At 57.3% G+C, this 18251-nt stretch carries 16 protein-coding genes; 7 read left to right on the plus strand and 9 right to left on the minus strand.

Annotated elements, in window-relative coordinates; all coding sequences use genetic code 11:
- Positions 1-102: 102 nt before the first annotated feature.
- Both MHM37_RS04765 and MHM37_RS04770 read right to left on the minus strand, forming a co-directional pair.
- Positions 103-1674 (minus strand): AbgT family transporter, encoded by a 1572-nt coding sequence (locus MHM37_RS04765; RefSeq protein WP_239295944.1) that lies wholly within the window; start codon positions 1672-1674, stop codon positions 103-105.
- Between the two features lie 177 nt (positions 1675-1851).
- Positions 1852-2496 (minus strand): hypothetical protein, encoded by a 645-nt coding sequence (locus MHM37_RS04770; RefSeq protein WP_139526521.1) that lies wholly within the window; start codon positions 2494-2496, stop codon positions 1852-1854.
- A 220-nt stretch (positions 2497-2716) separates the two neighbouring features.
- Between MHM37_RS04770 and MHM37_RS04775 the strand changes: the two genes are divergently transcribed.
- On the plus strand, positions 2717-4084 hold the full coding sequence (locus tag MHM37_RS04775) for an L-serine ammonia-lyase (protein WP_153842604.1): 1368 nt from the start codon (positions 2717-2719) through the stop codon (positions 4082-4084).
- Here MHM37_RS04775 and MHM37_RS04780 read toward each other — a convergent pair.
- Complete coding sequence (locus MHM37_RS04780; RefSeq protein WP_219861577.1) at positions 4081-4968, minus strand: LysR family transcriptional regulator; 888 nt, start codon at positions 4966-4968, stop codon at positions 4081-4083. The genes MHM37_RS04775 and MHM37_RS04780 overlap by 4 nt on opposite strands.
- 154 nt (positions 4969-5122) lie before the next feature.
- Between MHM37_RS04780 and MHM37_RS04785 the strand changes: the two genes are divergently transcribed.
- The 3 genes from MHM37_RS04785 (at position 5123) to mtgA (ending at position 7897) form a co-directional block, all read left to right on the plus strand.
- The gene (locus tag MHM37_RS04785) at positions 5123-6232 is read left to right on the plus strand and encodes an S-(hydroxymethyl)glutathione dehydrogenase/class III alcohol dehydrogenase (protein WP_139526524.1); all 1110 of its coding nucleotides are present in this window, start codon (positions 5123-5125) and stop codon (positions 6230-6232) included.
- 83 nt (positions 6233-6315) lie between these two features.
- Complete coding sequence (gene fghA, locus MHM37_RS04790) at positions 6316-7170, plus strand: S-formylglutathione hydrolase (RefSeq protein WP_239295943.1); 855 nt, start codon at positions 6316-6318, stop codon at positions 7168-7170.
- A gap of 10 nt (positions 7171-7180) precedes the next feature.
- Complete coding sequence (gene mtgA / locus MHM37_RS04795) at positions 7181-7897, plus strand: monofunctional biosynthetic peptidoglycan transglycosylase (RefSeq protein ID WP_139526526.1); 717 nt, start codon at positions 7181-7183, stop codon at positions 7895-7897.
- A 42-nt stretch (positions 7898-7939) separates the two neighbouring features.
- On the opposite strand, the gene MHM37_RS04800 is transcribed toward mtgA, so the two are convergent.
- Together MHM37_RS04800 and MHM37_RS04805 are read right to left on the minus strand one after the other, a co-directional pair.
- The gene (locus MHM37_RS04800) at positions 7940-8629 is read right to left on the minus strand and encodes an EAL domain-containing protein (protein ID WP_139526527.1); all 690 of its coding nucleotides are present in this window, start codon (positions 8627-8629) and stop codon (positions 7940-7942) included.
- A 118-nt stretch (positions 8630-8747) separates the two neighbouring features.
- Complete coding sequence (locus tag MHM37_RS04805) at positions 8748-9671, minus strand: DMT family transporter (RefSeq protein ID WP_239295942.1); 924 nt, start codon at positions 9669-9671, stop codon at positions 8748-8750.
- Positions 9672-9817: 146 nt separating this feature from the next.
- On the opposite strand from MHM37_RS04805, the gene MHM37_RS04810 reads away from it, so the two are divergent.
- The 3 genes from MHM37_RS04810 (at position 9818) to MHM37_RS04820 (ending at position 13122) form a co-directional block, all read left to right on the plus strand.
- Positions 9818-10207 carry a DUF4168 domain-containing protein gene (locus MHM37_RS04810; RefSeq protein ID WP_139526529.1) on the plus strand — a complete coding sequence of 130 codons (390 nt, stop codon included), beginning with the start codon at positions 9818-9820 and terminating at the stop codon, positions 10205-10207.
- A 277-nt stretch (positions 10208-10484) separates the two neighbouring features.
- Complete coding sequence (locus tag MHM37_RS04815) at positions 10485-12395, plus strand: DUF294 nucleotidyltransferase-like domain-containing protein (protein ID WP_139526530.1); 1911 nt, start codon at positions 10485-10487, stop codon at positions 12393-12395.
- Between the two features lies 1 nt (position 12396).
- Positions 12397-13122, plus strand: coding sequence for a 3'-5' exonuclease (locus MHM37_RS04820; protein WP_153842609.1), 726 nt, complete (start codon positions 12397-12399; stop codon positions 13120-13122).
- Positions 13123-13200: 78 nt separating this feature from the next.
- On the opposite strand, the gene MHM37_RS04825 is transcribed toward MHM37_RS04820, so the two are convergent.
- The 4 genes from MHM37_RS04825 to MHM37_RS04840 all read right to left on the minus strand — a co-directional run bounded on the left by MHM37_RS04825 (position 13201) and on the right by MHM37_RS04840 (position 18145).
- Positions 13201-14841 carry a BCCT family transporter gene (locus tag MHM37_RS04825; RefSeq protein WP_139526532.1) on the minus strand — a complete coding sequence of 547 codons (1641 nt, stop codon included), beginning with the start codon at positions 14839-14841 and terminating at the stop codon, positions 13201-13203.
- Between the two features lie 231 nt (positions 14842-15072).
- Positions 15073-15945, minus strand: a complete 873-nt coding sequence (locus MHM37_RS04830; RefSeq protein ID WP_153842610.1) for a glycine betaine ABC transporter substrate-binding protein — start codon at positions 15943-15945, stop codon at positions 15073-15075.
- 161 nt (positions 15946-16106) lie between these two features.
- Positions 16107-16943 carry a proline/glycine betaine ABC transporter permease gene (locus MHM37_RS04835; protein ID WP_153842611.1) on the minus strand — a complete coding sequence of 279 codons (837 nt, stop codon included), beginning with the start codon at positions 16941-16943 and terminating at the stop codon, positions 16107-16109.
- Entirely contained in the window at positions 16943-18145 is a 1203-nt protein-coding gene (locus tag MHM37_RS04840; protein WP_239295941.1) for a glycine betaine/L-proline ABC transporter ATP-binding protein, read from the minus strand. The genes MHM37_RS04835 and MHM37_RS04840 overlap by 1 nt, the downstream gene beginning before the upstream one ends.
- Between the last annotated feature and the right edge of the window lie 106 nt (positions 18146-18251).

The raw sequence follows: 18251 nt of genomic DNA on the forward strand, positions 1-18251 counted from the left end.
CCGCGAGTAGTGAAGAGTGAGTGGTGAAATAGAGTAGCCACGAAGACCGAAAAGCCCGCCGTTCTCTGAACGGCGGGCTTTTTATGTTATGCCGTTTAAAGCTTAGAGCGTGTAGTAAGTGGCAGAGCCTGGACCAACCGGTAGGCCAAGAATAAACACCCAGATAAAGAACAGCACACTCCAACCGATCAGCATGAACAGCGTGTAAGGCAGCATGAGAGCGACCAGCGTGCCGATGCCCATGTCGTTACGATAACGGGTCGCCACCGCGAGAATCAGGCCAAAGTAGCTCATCATGGGCGTAATCAGGTTGGTGACGGAATCGCCGATCCTATACGCCGCCTGAATGACTTCGGGCGCGTAACCCATGAGCATCAGCATGGGGACGAAGATAGGGGCAGTGACCGCCCACTGCGCCGAGGCGCTACCCAGCGACAGGTTGACGAAGGCACACATGAGAATGAACAGCGCAAACAGACCGGGGCCTCGCAAGCCAATGGAGTCCAGCAGGTCAGCGCCCGCCACGGCGGTAACGGTGCCAAAATTACTCCAGTTGAACAGCGCCACGAACTGAGCGGCAAAGAACACCAGCACGATATAGAGGCCGAGACTGCTCATGCTTTTGGCCATGGCATCGACGATATCGCGATCGTTTTGCATGGTGCCCGCCAAACGGCCATAGACAAAGCCCAGTACGGTGAACGCAATGGCAACGATGACCACAATGCCGCGTAGGAACGGCGAACCGCTCACGAGGCCCGTCTCTGGGTTGCGCAGAATGCCACTCTCCGGCACCACCATGACGGCCACTAACGCTACCAGCGCCAGGGCGGCTAAGCCCGTACCTTTGAGTGCCCGTTTCTCTGTAGCGGTCAGGCCATCCATACGATGCTGGTCGATGTCGCTATCGGCATAGGCCGAATCGAATTTGCCAAGCTTGGGTTCGACGATGCGTTCGGTAACCAAACCGCCAATCAGGGTGACGAAGAACGTGCTGGCAAACATGAAGAACCAGTTAGCCTCAGCGCCAACGACGTAGGCAGGGTCGAGCAGGCGTGCGGCTTCTTGGGTGATGCCGGAAAGCAGCGGGTCGACCGTGCCGATCAAAAGGTTGGCGCTATAGCCACCGGAAACGCCGCAGAAAGCCGCTGCCAAGCCGGCCAGTGGGTGGCGACCCAAGGAATGGAAGATCATTGCGGCCAACGGAATGAGCACCACATAGCCAAGCTCGGCGGCCATGTTCGACATGATTCCGGCAAACACTACGGCGTAAGTCACGATGCGCGGAGAGCGGTTGAGCACCAGCGCGCGCATACTCGCCGATAATAGGCCGGAGTGTTCGGCAACGCCGACTCCTAACATGGCCACCAGCACCGTGCCCAAAGGTGCAAAACCGGTGAAGTTGGTCACCATATTGGTGACGAGAAGGCGTAGCCCTTCCGCATTGAGCAGTGAATTCACCGCAATCCACTCGCCCTCGTTCGCGGGGCGCGGGTCGGCGACGGATACGCCCAGGGCGGCAGCGATACCGCTAGCCAGCACGACCAGTACACAGAGAATGGCAAACAGTGTGACCGGGTGCGGTAATAGATTTCCCAGCCATTCGACGCTATCGAGAAAGCGTGTGAACGCTCCGCGGTTCAGGTTTTCTTCGCGATTTCGTGGGTTTGTCATAAGGTTTATATCGTTGGTAGGTTATTGTTTAGCAAAAATGCCTATGAAAACAGATCGGCTGACACTACGTTGATGGTGCCAAGGGCGCAAATGGCTTTACGTATAGCGAGATGTAAAAAATGAAACACCGCTGATGCGGGGCGTCAGCGGTGTTTGGCTGGGGGGATAAGTGATTGGTTAAGGCGTTTGCCGTGCGCGATAGATGCGTCGTGCGAGAAAGAGAAGCTCGATGGTGGCAAACAGAATCAAGCTGTAGCCGAGTAGTTCGATGGCCTCTTCGGCAATGTCTTTGAAGTCACGGATATAGTGCTCTTGCAACACGGCTCGCCAAAAATCTTGGCGTCCATAAAGGCGAGAAAAGATATAGGTGACCAGCACGCCTGCCGCAAATAGACCAAACGAGAAGGTGTTGCTGTAGTGGCGAAACTCTTCCAAAAACCGCTGGCGGTGAAAGATGACCCAGCCAAGACTTGGGAGCACGATCAGCGCGACGAGATATTTCCAGGTGTCTTCCGCCACGTAGTGATCGAGAAAGTAGTCCTGCTCACGCACGAGCGATGCGCCGATAAACGCCAGCAGCAGCAGCGTGACGGTGGGCCATACTTTCAATACGTGGCGAATATAGATCAGTAGCGCGCAGCAGCTTGCCAATACCAAGGTTTGGGTGAATTCGGTAAAACCAAGCTCGGTGTAGCGAACCTCGGGCAAATAAAGCACTTCCAGGTAACCGCCTTGGGCGATACCGCCGATGGCGAGCGTGTACAGAGTGGCACGAAGTAGCGCGGTGCGAAAACTGATCGCCCAGGGGGGTGACGATGGCATACCAACATCCTTATTGGGGGTGAGGCGAGGAGAGTAAACATTCAGAAATGAATGTTCATTATATCGTCACTTTCCTGTGCTCGCACGTCTAACCTTCTATGCATGACTCGACGGACAGTCGATAACGCTGCAAAGTAAGAGTAACCAAGAAAATACCAAGCGGCGATGGTATCAAGTCGTCGTCACTACTAAGCATGACCGTTGAGGGGCGGGCACTATTATGGCCATTAGCGTGTTTGATCTGTTTCGAATAGGGATTGGGCCCTCCAGCTCGCATACCGTGGGCCCCATGCGGGCCGCGCGGGATTTCGTGATGTCACTGACCGCACCAGACGTCACCCGAGTGGTGGTAAGGCTGCATGGATCGCTGGCCGCCACTGGCGTTGGGCACGGGACCGATAGTGCGGTCATCATGGGGCTCATGGGTGAGACACCCGAAGCGATCGACCCGGACATCATTGCCGGGCGATTGGCCGGTTTGGATGACGGTAAGCCGTTGACGCTTCCCCACGGCCAGTCCCTGGTATTTCAGCGCGCTCAGGACATCGAATGGGACGACACCTGCTTGCCCTTCCACCCCAACGCCATGACGCTAACGGCCTACCATGACGATACGGTGGTTAGCACGAACACCTATTATTCACTCGGCGGTGGGTTCTACGTGGACCAGGCCTGTGCCGATCAGGGGGGGCTGGATGAGGATAAAACGGCGCTGCCATACCCGTTCGAATCGGCCAATGAGCTGCTGGCATTGTGCCAGCAGCACGATCTGCGGATTAGCGAGCTGATGCTCGAAAACGAGAAAGCGTGGCGCAGCGAAGCGTCGATTCGCCAAACGCTGTTAACGATTTGGCACGCCATGCGCCAGAGTATCGATAACGGTTTGAAGGCCACCGGGCGGCTGCCGGGTGGTTTGAACGTCCGCCGCCGCGCTCATTCGCTGCATCAGCAGCTGCTTTCACCGCCCGACCATCAGCGTCTCATCGTGACCAGTTTCTCGGTCATGGATTGGGTCAATCTGTTTGCCCTAGCGGTGAACGAAGAGAATGCCGCCGGTAAGCGAATGGTGACCGCGCCGACCAACGGCGCTGCGGGCATCGTGCCCGCCGTGCTGGCGTACTATCTGAAGTTCGAGCCGGACGCCTGCGATGCCGATGTGGTGGATTTCTTGTTGGCGGCGGGGGCCATGGGCATCCTGTGTAAAAAGAACGCGTCCATTTCCGGCGCTGAAGTAGGCTGTCAGGGGGAGGTGGGCTCCGCCTGCGCCATGGCCGCCGCGGGCCTTGCCGAGGTGCTGGGCGGCACGCCCAAGCAGGTAGAGAACGCTGCCGAAATCGGCTTGGAGCATAACTTGGGGCTGACCTGCGACCCAGTGGCAGGACTAGTCCAGGTACCCTGTATCGAGCGCAACGCGATCGCCTCGGTGAAGGCAATCAACGCCGCGCGTATGGCGCTACATGGCGACGGAGACCACTTCGTTTCGCTGGATAAAGTGATCCGCACCATGCGCGATACCGGTCGCGATATGCAGGACAAGTACAAAGAGACCTCGAAAGGTGGTCTCGCAGTCAACGCCATCGAGTGCTAATGAGCGGGTAACAGAGTGTCGATATGGTCGACCAAATGATCGACCAGCTGACGAATCTTGGGCGATAAGTGGCGGTGGCGAGGGTACACCGCCCAGACCGCCGTGTCGTGGTGTTGGAACGGCTCCAGCACCGACACTAACTCTCCACTGGCCAGATAAGGCGCCACGTAGTAATCCGGCAGCTGGGCGAGCCCCAGCCCTTTGAGGGCTGCATCCAGCAGGGCCGGTCCAGAATTAGCGCTCCAACATCCCTCTACCTTTACCTCCCGGCGCTGGCCGTTGACTTCGAAGAGCCAGTTGGGCCGCGAGCCGATCAGGCAGCGGTGCTGGCTCAATTCCGACAGGGTGTGTGGCCTGGGCGCTTGACGAAAGTAGGCGCTCGACCCCACCACGTACTCCTGGCGTTCACACAGCCGTCGGGCAATCAGGCTGGAGTCTTTGAGTACGCCCATGCGGATGGCAATGTCGAAGCCTTCCTCGATCAGCTCGACCGGGCGATTGGTAAAGTGCATGTGGACTTCCAACTGGGGATGCAGGCGCTGGAAGTCGTTGACCAGCGGCGCGATATAGCGCTCGCCAAAGGTGGTGGCCGAGGTGAGCTTCAACAGACCTTGCGGGCTGGCTTGAAGTTCGCTGATGGCTTGCTCGGCGTCGCGCAGTCCGTCGAAGAGATGACGGCAGTGCTCCACGTAAAGCGCCCCCGCATCGGTCAGCCGAATCTGCCGCGTGGTGCGGTAGAGTAGCTGCACGCCTAGCTGGTTCTCTAACTGGCTGACCAAACGGCTGATATGTGAAGTAGAGACTTTGAGGTGTCGAGCGGCGGCGGAAAAGGTGCCCAGCCTGACCACCTCGACGAAGGCTTCGATACGATCCCAGCGCTGCATGGCGAGCCCTTAATCGAGTGGATTGTTGCTCGGTGACAATAATCTTATGAGTGTATCCCGCTTTATCCCGGTCGCCTAGCTGACCTACACTTTCTGTCTGTTTTCGCGAACGCGTCACGACGCGTTCGATGACCGTGAACCCCAAGGAGTCACCATGAAATCACGCGCGGCAGTTGCACTCGAAGCGGGTAAGCCTCTTGAGCTGGTAGAGATCGATGTAGAAGGCCCGAAGGCGGGAGAAGTGTTGGTCAAAATGGCCGCTACAAGCGTGTGCCATACCGACGCTTACACGCTCTCTGGCGCCGACCCAGAGGGCAACTTCCCGGCAGTGCTCGGGCACGAGGGTGCGGGCGTCGTTCAAGAGGTGGGGGAAGGCGTCACCAGCGTCAAGCCAGGCGATCATGTCATTCCTCTTTACACTGCAGAGTGCGGCAAGTGCAAATTCTGCCTGTCAGGTAAAACCAACCTGTGCGGCAGTGTACGGGCGACTCAAGGCAAAGGCGTCATGCCTGATGGCACGTCGCGTTTCTCCCTAGACGGTAAGATGTTGCACCACTACATGGGGACGTCCACGTTCAGCGAGTACACGGTGCTGCCGGAGGTGTCCCTAGCGGTGGTGTCCAAAGAAGCACCCATGGACAAAATCTGTCTATTGGGCTGTGGCGTGACCACGGGCATTGGTGCCGTCTTGAACACCGCTAAAGTAGAGCCCGGCTCGACGGTGGCCGTGTTTGGTTTGGGCGCCATCGGCTTGGCGGTCATTCAGGGTGCGGTGATGGCCAAGGCGTCCAAAATCATCGCGATCGACGTCAATCCGGATAAATTCGCCCTGGCCAAGCAGTTCGGCGCGACGGATTTCGTCAATCCTAAAGATTACAGCGATCCGATCCAGCAGGTCATCGTCGATATGACCGATGGTGGCGTCGACTACTCTTTCGAGTGTATCGGCAACGTCAACGTCATGCGCTCGGCGCTGGAGTGCTGCCATAAGGGTTGGGGCGAATCGATCATCATTGGTGTGGCTGGCGCAGGCGAAGAGATCTCTACACGTCCATTCCAATTGGTCACGGGTCGTGTTTGGAAAGGCTCTGCGTTTGGCGGTGTGAAGGGGCGCAGCGAGCTGCCGGGTTACGTCGAGCGCTACATGAACGGCGAGCTCAATATCGACGACTTCATCACCCACGACATGCCGTTCGAGCAGATCAACGAAGCCTTCGACTTGCTGCACGAGGGCAAGAGCATTCGTACCGTGCTGCATTACTGAGTATCATCAAGTCAACGAAACCGGGTAAACGAACGCGGTAGGGGCGACCCTCCGCGTTTTCATCTTCTCGAGGAGCCTGCCCCATGAGCATGAGTGAAACCTTAGAACTGGTGTCGGCCAACCGCAGCAGCGGCGGCTGGCACAAGCGCTACCGCCACTACTCCCGGGCGCTTGACTGCGACATGGTCTTCGCCGTTTACCTGCCGCCGCAAGCGGAAAACGAGCGGGTGCCGCTGTTGTGGTGGCTGTCCGGGCTGACCTGTAATGACGAAAACTTCATGCAGAAGGCGGGCGCCCACCGGATTGCTGCTGAGCTTGGGGTGGCGATCGTCTGCCCCGATACCAGCCCGCGAGGTACCGATCTACCCGGCGAGCACGACAGCTACGATCTCGGCTCTGGGGCCGGTTTCTACGTCAATGCCACCCAAGCGCCGTGGAAGCCGCATTACCGGATGTACGACTATGTGATCGAGGAGCTACCGTCGGTCGTGCGCCAGCACTTTCCCGTCAATGGTCGTGAATCGATCAGCGGTCACTCCATGGGCGGGCACGGCGCGCTGATCCTTGCGCTGCGCCATCCCGGTCGGTTCCGTTCGGTCTCGGCCTTCGCGCCGATCGTCAATCCAATGAACTGCCCTTGGGGCCAAAAAGCCTTTACCAGCTACTTGGGCGACGACCAGTCGCGCTGGCGTCAATACGATGCCTGTGAGCTAGTGGCCAACGGTGCGTCTCGCCAGCGGCTGTTCTTCGACCAGGGCGAGGCGGACCAGTTCTTGGAAGAGCAGCTCATGCCTGAGCGCCTGGAAGCCGTCTGTGAAGAGCACGATCACCCGCTGACATTGCGTCGCCAGCCTGGCTATGACCATAGCTACTTCTTTATCGCCTCGTTCATCGAGGACCATTTGCGCTATCATGCGGAACACCTCATGAAACGCTAAGGATTCCGAGATGCTCGATCGCGCGCTGCGCCGTTTTCTTCGTCTGCTATGGCGGCTTGTCTGGCGTGGTGCGCTGGGGTTCGTGGTGCTCTCCGTGGCGTTGGTGCTGCTATTTCGTTTCGTACCGCCGCCTGGCTCCATGGTGATGGTCGAGCGTAAAGTGCAGAGCTGGATCAACAGTGAGCCCATCGACATTCAGCGTCAGTGGCGTAGTTGGGAGCAACTGTCTAGCAATGCCAAACTGGCGGTGATCTCCGCAGAGGATCAGCGGTTCCCCCAGCATCGCGGGTTCGATTTCGTCGAAATGCGTCGCGCCTGGGAAGCAAGTCGAGACGGTGAGCGGCTGCGCGGCGCCAGTACCCTGAGCCAACAGACTGCCAAAAACGTGTTTCTATGGACCGGGCGTAGTTGGTTACGCAAAGGCCTAGAAGCGTGGTTCACTCTGTTGATCGAAACGCTCTGGGGAAAACAGCGAATTCTAGAGGTGTATCTCAACGTCGCCGAGTGGGATACCGGCGTGTTCGGTTTGGAAGCGGCGGCCAATCACTACTTCGGTGCTTCAGGCAGCGCGTTGACCGAGCGTCAGGCTAGTTTGTTGGCCGCCATACTACCCAGCCCACGCACTCGCAGCGCTTCCCGGCCCGACGCCCAGGTCGAGCGTCGCAGCCAATGGATTCGTCAGCAGATGCGCAATTTAGGCGGCACGGCCTACTTGGAGCGGCTATGAGCGTAGAGGCAATGAGGTGGGCGTTTGACTGAGCCGCTTGGCTCAGTCGTATCGCACGGGTGCCACGGTAGGCAGTTCGCCGATCTGAGGGCGCGCAAAGTAGTAACCTTGCTGCACGGAAATGCCTAGCGCCAGCAGGCAGCGGGACTCTTCTCGGGTTTCGACCCCTTCGGCGACGAGCTGTGTGCCTAGGGTGCGTGCCAATGACACCATGCTCTTGAGAATGGCCTGACGACGCACGTTGCTATCGCAGCCCATGACCAGCTCGCGGTCGATTTTGAGGGTGTCGGGGCGAAGGTCGGTCAACAAATCCAAGTTGGCGTAGCCATTGCCGAAGTCATCTAGCGAGGTGGTAAACCCCATCCGTCGATAGCTATCGATGATATTACGCATATGCGCTCTGTCGACGACACGCTCTGTTTCGGTGATTTCGAAGTTAAGCCGCTCGGTGGGCCAGCCCACGCGGCGTGACGTGTCGAGCGTGGACTGAATGCACGCCTCCGGTTCGTACACGGCATTCGGTAAAAAATTGATCGACAGCCGCTCGGTCATGCCCAGTTCGCTGGCAAGCTCGATGGCCTTTACGCGACAGGCTTGGTCGAAGCGATACATCAGCTCATCGGTCACTTGATTCAGGATCGAAAAGGCCGATTCGCCGTTAACTCCGCGCACCAATGCTTCGTAATACACCACTCGTCGTTGGGAAACATCGACAATGGGTTGAAAGGCCATCGTAAACGCAAAGGGAACTGGGGTATCGCATCGGTTGCAAACGCCGTCGACCCTGGCGCAGTGAGGTTGTGCAGTCATTTTTTCCAAGCCCTGGAAGATTCGTTTTTTTCGTATCGAATTATGTCGTCGAGGGGCGTACCACCATGACCACACCGATAATGGCAATGACCATGCCTGCCAATCCCAGCAGCGGCAAACGCTCATCGAATAGCCACCACGCCTGAAGCGCCGTGACTGGAGGCACCAGATAAAAGAGACTCGCTACACGAGAAGCCTCCCCTTTCTTTATCAAGGCCATCAATAGCAGGATAGCGGCAATTGAGAGAATCAGCACGAGCCAGCCAAGCGTGAGTATGAACGTTGTGCTCCACTCCACCTCGCGGCTTTCGAACAGTAGGGCGCCAATGCCCAACAGTCCACCTGCCGCCATGTACTGGATCGCTGCGCCCGACAGCAGTGGCATGCTGGTGCAGTAGCGCTTTTGGTATAGGGTGCCAAGCGAGATACCCACTAGGGCGGCCATCACGCTCACCAACGCACCCATCCCGAAGCTGCTAAAGAGCGTGCTGCCGAGCTCCAGCTTACTGCCCAGAACCAAGCTGATGCCGACCAATCCCAACAACAGGCCTAACCACTGCCGTCTGGTCAACCGCTCGCCGAGCAGCGGTCCTGCGCAGGCGGCGGTGAGGAGTGGCTGCAGGCCGACCAAGAGCGCAGCCAGACCTGCAGGCATGCCCAAATAGATACCGTAAAATACACCGCCTAAGTAGGTGCCATGGACCAGCAAACCCGATACCGCAATATGTTTCCATAACGTAGGTGATGAAGGCCAAGAAATACGCATTACCCATATCAAGGGAGTCAGTAGCAGTAGGGTGAGTACGAAACGGATGAACAAAAAGGTGAAGGGTTCGGCGTAGGGGAGGCCAAATTTTGCGCCAATAAAGCCAGTACTCCACAACAGAACGAACAGGCCTGGCATGGCAGTCAAACCAAGGGAGGCAGCGTCCTTATCTGTTAACTTTCTGAAATTAATAGACATAATCTTCCTGGAGTAGCATGATTCGTGAGTTGGGTGACTTACGCTTTGTTCTTTTTGTTACTTAGTTTTACATAAAAGATTGAACCAGCGCCCAAACGACGCGTCACACTGGGCACATTCATAACGCGCCAATGAGGTTTCTTACCATGCAACGTATGACTGCTTTGTTCTCTGCTGCACTTCTTGCGACGGGTCTGATGGCGGGCACCGCTCACGCCCAACAAGCCGACGGTCAAGCGCAAGACCCAATGGCTACTCAACAAGCCCCGACTCAGGATTTTTCTGATCAGCAGCTACAGCAGTTCGCCGATGCTTCTCAAGAAATCGCCGTGATCTCGCAAGAGTACACACAGCGTCTGCAGGAAGCAGAAGACGAAGCCGCACAACAGGAAGTACGCGCTGAAGCTAACGACCGCATGATCGAAGTCGTCGAAGATAGCGGCTTGGATGTCGATACGTTCAACGCAATCGGTCAGTCCATTCAGCAAGATCCAGAAATGATGCAGCGCGTTCAGGAAATGGCTAGCCAGTCGTAAAGGCCATGAATTGAATGTTTTACCCAAGGCTATGTGGATAGTGCCAGATTTTCTTTAACGTGCGAAGTAACTGTCACGCCGCAAGCCGACCAAAGCCCAACGTACATGCGTTGGGCTTTTTTTGTGCGGGTCATTGAGTCCGGCACTTTCGTTTCACCTCAAAGGGTTGTCCAAGGTGAATGTTCACGACACACTGAGACCAGGACGGCCTATTGTCGTCCCATGATGCATCAAAGCACCGTCCGTTCAACAGAGTCAGCGCCCAGCAGGAGAGCGTATGGACGTCGAGTTATTAGAAATACGCCAGCACATGGGGCAGTTTCCCCCGTTTGATGGCTTATCGGATGAACTGCTGGATGCGATTGCCGAGCAGGTAGAGGTAAGCTACTTCAAAACGGGCAGCGATATTCTGGCGCTCAACGATACCCTCGACGAGCTTTGCTACATCCGCAGCGGCGCGGTCGAGGTGTATCGTCGCCAAGGAGAGCTCTACAACCGCTTGGGCGAGGGCGATATTTTTGGTCACTTCAGCCTGCTGCGAAATCACAAGGTTCGCTTTCCTGCCAAAGCCATTGAAGACACGCTGATTTACTTTATTCCCGACGCGGTATTTCAGCGCCTATGTGAAGAGGACGATGACTTTGCCGACTTCGTCGAACTCGAGCGCCCACGCTTAGAGACTGCCGCAGAGCAGCAGAAGAAGTCGAACGACATGATGGTGACGCGTATTCGCAAACTGGTCACCCGCTATCCGGTCATGGTGGAGGCGACGACGAGTGTCCAGCAGGCGGCTAGGCAAATTATCGATGCCCAGGCGTCTGCGGTGTTGGTCATCAAAGAGGGGAGCGATAACCCTCGCTATAGCTTTCAGGATAGCGAAGGCCAAATTTGGCAGATGTGCGGTATTCTCACCGATAGCGATTTCCGCACGCGGGTCGTGGCCGAGGGGCTATCGCCCAGCACCCCTGTGGGAGAGGTCATCTCCGAGCGGCTGATTACCGTCCAGTCCGATGCATCCGTGTATGAAGCGATGCTGACCATGCTGCGTAGCAACGTCCATCACCTCCCGGTACTCTACCGCCAGCGCCCGGTGGGTGTGGTGCACCTATCCGATATCATTCGCTACGAAACGCACAGCGGACTCTACCTGGTGAGCAATATCTTCAACCAGTCCAGTGCACAAGGGCTTGCCAAACTGGCGCCCGACGTTCGAGCAGCGTTCGTACGCATGGTGCAGGAGGGCGCAAACTCGCAAATGGTGGGCAGCGCGCTCTCTACCATCGGCCGCAGCTTCACCCGCCGACTGCTGGAGTTGGCAGAAGATACGTTGGGTCCGCCGCCGGTACCCTACTGCTTCATGGTCAATGGCTCCATGGCGCGTAACGAGCAGAGCATCGTCACGGATCAGGATAACGCGCTGATTCTCTCCGATGACTTCGTTGCCGAAGAGCATGATGAGTACTTCCATGCGTTGGCCGCGTTCGTCAGCGACGGCCTTGCCGCCTGTGGCTATACGTACTGCAAAGGGGATGTCATGGCGACCAACCGGCAGTGGCGTCAGCCGTTGGCGGTATGGAAGCGCTACTTCCAGGACTGGATGGCGAACCCAACGCCCGAGAAGCTGCTGCACAGCTCGATCTTTTTCGATCTCGATAGTGTTTACGGGGAGGACCTGTTCGTTGAAACGCTGCAGGATTTAATTGCCCAAACGGCTCCCAAATCACCGCTGTTCCTGGCGGCCATGGCGCGTAATGCGCTCAATCGCACCCCACCTTTGGGCTTTTTCCGCACTATCGTCATGGAAAAAGATGGCAAGCACAACAACTCCATCAACCTCAAGCGACGCGGCACGGCGCCGATGGTAGATTTGATTCGTGTGCATGCCTTGGCCTGTGGTTCTAAAGCGCAAAGCTCCTTTCAACGGTTGGACGACATCAGCAAAACCCAGCTGCTAGCCACCGGGGTGAGTGACAAACTCAGCTATGCGCTCGAGTTCTTGTGCATGTCGCGGATCCGTCACCAAATGATCGACCTGCAGGAGGAGCGTGAGCCGGACAATAATATCGAGCCGGAGAACGTAGAAGACAGCGAACGGCACACCCTAAAGGATGCTTTTCAGGTGTTGAGCAATGCTCAGAAATTTTTGAAGTTCCGCTACCCCGTTCCCACCCAACGGCAGAGGCGCTGATATGCACGGTATTCGTCCGCGCCAAAAGGTCACTCAAGCCGATTGGAAGGGCTATATGGCCGCTCGGGCCGAGCGGGCCAAAGATGACACCTTGATACGCTTTTTCGATACGCCGATGCCTGATTCCGAGACGCCGCTGTCCGAGGTGCCGCTCGTCGCGCTGGATATGGAAACCACCGGACTCGATGAGCGACGCCATGCGATCGTCAGTATTGGCGTCGTGCCGTTTACGTTAGGGCGTATATCCATGGCTCAGCGCCGTTACTGGGTAGTGAAACCGCCCCGTCCGTTAGATGAGGACTCGATAGCGTATCACCACATCACGCACTCGGAGATTGCCGATGCGCCAGACTTGGATAGCGTGCTAGACGAGCTGTTGACGGTGTTGGCCGGGCGGGTCGTGGTGGTTCACTTTCGTAATATCGAGCGACCTTTTCTCGATGCGGCGGTGAAGGCGCGCCGTGGTGAGGGAGTGTTGTTTCCCATGATCGATACCATGTCGCTGGAAGCGCGGTTGCATCGACAAACACTGTGGGCCCGCTTTCGCCGCTGGCTGGGTCGTCCGCCGGTATCGATTCGCCTCAACGCCAGCCGCGAGCGCTACGGCTTACCCGTTTACCAAGGCCACCATGCGCTCATTGATGCTCTGGCCACTGCCGAGCTTTTGCAGGCGCAAATCGCCAATCGCTATAGCCCTGAGACGCCTTTAAAAGCGCTGTGGTGTTAGCGCTCGCACCTTCTTTGCATAATAAAACGGGCAGCCCTTGGGCTGCCCGTTGACGTCTTGCCGAGTTGAAGCTGCTACTTACACTGCTTTGGGTTCGCTCATCAAGCCTTTGATGATGGCGTAGCAGGCCACCAGTAGAATGATGGTGAACGGGAACCCGGTCGACACGGCCATGGTTTGCAGCGCGGTCAAACCGCCCCCCAGCAGCAGTGCAATGGCAATCGCGCCTTCGATGATCGCCCAGAACACACGCTGCGGTTTCGGTGCATCGACCTTGCCACCTGCGGTAATGGAATCGATGACCAGCGAGCCAGAATCCGACGAGGTCACGAAGAACACGATGACCAGCACGATGGCGATGAACGAGGTGATCTGTGACAGCGGCAGTTGCTCGAGCATGATGAACAGCTGCAGATCCACGCCTGCGTCGCGCACGGCCTCGATGCCTTGGCTGACGTACTGATCGATGGCGGTGCCACCGAAGGTCGTCATCCACAGTACCGAAACGACGGACGGCACGATCAGCACGGAGACCAGGAACTCACGTACGGTACGGCCGCGGGATACCCGCGCAATGAACATGCCGACGTACGGAGACCAGGAGATCCACCATGCCCAGTAGAAGGCCGTCCAGCCTTGGCTAAAGTTCGCGTCTTCACGGCCAAAGGGGTTCGACAGCGCCGGAAGATGAACCACGTAGCTCAATAGGTTCTCGAAAAAGCCGGTCGCGATCAGCAGCGTCGGGCCGACACCGATCACGAAGAACAGCAGCGCGGCAGCCATGGCGATGTTGATTTTCGACAGCAGCTGTACGCCCTTGTCGACACCGGCAACGATCGAGCCAATCGCTATCATCGTGATACCGATGATGAGCAGAATCATCGTGATATCACTTTCCGGCGCGCCAAACAGATAGGTCAAGCCAGCAGCGGCCTGGGTAGCGCCCAGCCCCAGTGACGTGGCCAGACCAAACAGTGTGGCAAACACTGCCAGAATGTCGATCAAGTGGCCCGGCCAACCCCAAACGCGTTCACCCAGTAGCGGGTAGAACACCGAGCGCATGGAGAGCGGCAAGCCTTTGTTGAACGAGAATAGCGCCAATGACAGAGCCACCACGGCATAAATCGCCCACGGATGCAGACCCCAGTGGAAGATCGTTGCCGCCATGCCCAGCGCCGCTGCGCCTGCCGTATCGCCCTCAGCGCCAGCCAGCGGTGCCCAGTCGCCACCATCCAAAGAGGTGCCGAAGTGGGTCAGCGGCTCATTGACGCCAAAGAACATTAGCCCAATGCCCATACCGGCGGCGAACAGCATCGAAAACCAGCCGGCATAGGTAAAGTCCGGCTTGGCATCTGCCCCGCCAATGCGGATTTTACCCAGGGGAGAGACGATCAAACCCAGGCAAAGAATGACGAAGATATTGGCGGCCAAAATGAAGAACCAAGCCAGATTGCCGGTCAGGAAGCCAAAAACGGCGTCGTAGATCGGCGAAATCGTATCTTGCAGTGCCAAGGTGAGTATGACGAACAGCAGCACCACGAGTGACGAAATGGTGAATACCTTGCCGTGTAGGTCAAGGTTGAAGCCCATTGCACTCGTCGTAATGTTGTCTTGGCCGATCACGTAATCGGTATCGATCAGGTTAGCCGGGCCATCAGGGGCGGGGATGCCTTCTGATACCGGCTCATCAGCGGGACGCTTAGAGTCAGGATTATCCACGGGAGCCTCTCCATGTCGGACAGAAACCGCCAAACGCACCTGGATGGACCAGCAGTTACCTTCTGGCCAATCACAAATGCATTAGCAGGCGTGTATTACATCAGTAACAGTAGCAAACGTTGCTTAATCTTTGTTCAACGCGCGGGCACGTTAGCACGAAAAAACGTCACATTTACAACGACGACAGAGGGCCGAAGCCCTCTGTCATTTAACGCTCGGGGCAGAGTATGACTAGCCGTTGAGCCACTGCTCGACCACGTCTTGGTTCTCTTCTACCCACTGCTTGGCATTTTCGTAGGGGTCGCTGCCATCTTCTTGGTTCATCAGCATCACCTCGCCCATCTGCTCGGGCGTCCACTCGAAGGCATCCAGAATGGCGTAGGCTTCTGGCATGTCTTCTTCCAGACCGCTACGTACGACGGTATGGATCTGCTCGGCACCGCCGTAGACGTTTTCTGGGTCTTCGAGGTATTTCAGATCGAACCGAGCAAACATCCAATGCGGCGTCCAGCCAGTGACGACCACATCCTCTTCGTTTTGGATGGCGCTGGCCAAAGCAGCCGTCATGGTGGCACCGCTGCCGCTGCGCAGGTTCAGCCCGAGGTCATAGGTATCCACGACCTCTTCGGTGAGTGCCATCAGGCCAGCACCGGGGTCAATACCGATGATCTCGCCGTTGAAGCTGTCGGCGTTGTCGTTCAGATCGGCGATGGAGTCCACGTCGGTGTACTCAGGTACGACCAAGCCGAGTTTGGTGCCATCCAGATTGGGGCCTAAGTCTTCGGTATTGTCACCGACACGCTCCATGTAGTCTGCGTGGGTCGTCGGCAGCCAGGCGGCGACGATGGCATCGGCATCACCCGTGGAGAGGGCTTGGAACATGGCCGCTGCGGACAGCGAGGTCAGTTCCACCTCGAACCCTGCCTGCTCGAGAACCGCAGCAATGACGTTAGTGGAAGCGACTTCAGAGGACCACTCGACATAGGCCAAGTTGACCGTGCCTTGATCTTGGGCGTGGGCCAGGCTGCCAGCGGCTAGCCCGGTACCCGCGACCAGGGCCAAAGAGGCGAGACGGATGCGGTGATTCAACGTACGCGTTTTCATTCACTTGCTCCCTGTTGATGGGCAGTGGCACTTGCCACTGCGGTATGAAGAGGTCGTTCTTTGCTTACTTCAAGGTCTTGACCTTAATGATCGCTTGAATCGATCAGCATGGTCATTCATGACCGGTGGTTCAAGCATGCCAATCAACGCAGCGCTCAATGCTAAGGCGAGCGGCGCGATTTGCGCAGCGACTGCGTCAGACGGTCCAGCAGCATGGCTAGAATGACCACGGCAATCCCGGCCTCGAAGCCATCCCCTGGACGCAAGCGCTGGATGGCACGCCAGACTTCGCTACCCAAACCATCGGCGCCAATCATGGCGGCAATGACCACCATCGACAGGGCCAGCATGATGGTTTGGTTGATGCCCGCCATCACCGTGGGCAGCGACAGCGGCAACTGCACTTTGAACAGTTTTTGGCCTCGCGTGGCACCGTAGGCGTCGGCAGCTTCGATGAGTTCGGTCGGCACTTGGCGGATGCCTAGTGTAGTAAAGCGAATGGCGGGCGGCATGGAGAAGATGACCGTGGCAAAAATCGCCGACACCGAGCCAATGCCGAAAAACGGGATGGCAGGGATCAGGTACACGAACGCGGGCATGGTCTGCATGAAGTCCAGCACGGGCATGATCAGCCGGTAGAGTCGCTCGGAAAGCGCCGCGGCGATGCCTACGGGCAGCGCGATGACCACCGCCACTAGTGTGGCAATCACCACCAGCGTCAGCGTTTCGATCATCGGGTTCCAAAGCCCTAGGTTCCAGATCAACGCAAGCCCAGCCGTGGCGCCAATTGCCAAGCGCATGCTGGCCAGTTTCCAGCACAGCAGGGCAATGATCGCCAGCAACGCCCACTCGGGCAACCACATCAGGCTATCGTTCAAACTATTGATGCCGGTTTGCGTAATACGCGAAATGCCGCGCGTCACGGCGGAGTATTCGCTGGTCAGCCATGTCAGGCCGGATTCAATCCAACTACCTAAAGGAATGCGTGTTATCTCCATTACTGTTCTCCTGCTCGTGCCAGTTCATCCAGGACTGCGCCTTTTACCACGACGCCCAATAGGCGCTGCTGCTCATCGACCACGGCAATGGGGTAGCTCTTCTCGCTGAACATGGCGAAGAGGTGCTGCAGCGGCTCGTCTGGCGGCACTTTGCGGAAATCTTGGGTCAGGTAATCGGTGATGGTGTCGGCTTTCTCCTCGATGGCACGGCTAGCAGCGTCGGCCTCCAGCAAGCCCAATAGCTGGCGGTCACGGTCGGTCACATAGATGGAGTCGATGCTGTGATCACGCATGCGGTGCAGTGCCGTACGCGGGCCGTCGCTGTCGCGGGCGGTGGTGCGCACCGGGCGCATGGCGCTTTCGGCGGTCAAGATACGAGAACGATCGACCCCTTCGATGAAGCGGCGCACGTAATCATCGGCAGGCTTGGTCAAAATCTCCTCGGGCGTACCGATCTGCACCACCTCGCCATCTTTCAGCAGCACGATGCGGTCGCCGATATTGAGCGCCTCATCCAAGTCGTGAGTAATGAAGACGGTAGTCTTCTGCATTTTGGTTTGCAGCTGCAGAAGCTCTTTCTGCATGTCCTTGCGGATGAGCGGATCAAGGGCTGAGAAGGCCTCGTCCATGAGCAGTACGCTGGCATCGTTGGCCAGTGCGCGGGCAAGTCCTACACGCTGCTGCATACCGCCCGATAGCTGGTTGGGGTAGGCATCTTCCCAGCCTTCCAAGCCCACCTGCTTGAGCGCGTTGTGGGCGATCGACTGCCGCTCGGACTTCTCTACCCCGCGAATCTCCAAACCAAATTCGGCGTTCTGTTGTACCGTCCGGTGAGGGAAAAGCGCGAAGTTTTGAAACACCATCGAGAAATGACGGCGGCGGCACTCCAGCAGCGCTTTCTCACCCAACGTGGGGATGTTCTCTCCGTCGATGATGATCTCGCCTTCGGTCGTATCGATCAGGCGATTCAAGCAGCGAATCAGCGTGGATTTACCCGAGCCAGACAGGCCCATGATGACCAGTAGTTCACCTTCGTAGACGTCGAAGGAGATATCGGAAAGGCCGAGGGTTTGGCCAGTTTTTTCGAGAATCTCAGGGCGTTTGAGGCCCTGGTCGCGTAACTCGAGAGCTTTTTTGGGCTGTTTACCAAAGACCTTGCTCAAGCCGCGTACCTGAATTTTGACAGGGCGTGTCTCGTCCATCAGCGGTGCCTTTTGATTGAATGAGCAGCCTTGTGTCGTTACTCAACGCGCTTACCTGCGGCCTAGACGTGCTTCCTGCAAGCAGCGACACAAAACGGTTCATAAG

The organism is Halomonas sp. MMH1-48 (genome assembly GCF_022348105.1).
Taxonomy (GTDB): Bacteria; Pseudomonadota; Gammaproteobacteria; order Pseudomonadales; family Halomonadaceae; genus Vreelandella; species Vreelandella piezotolerans.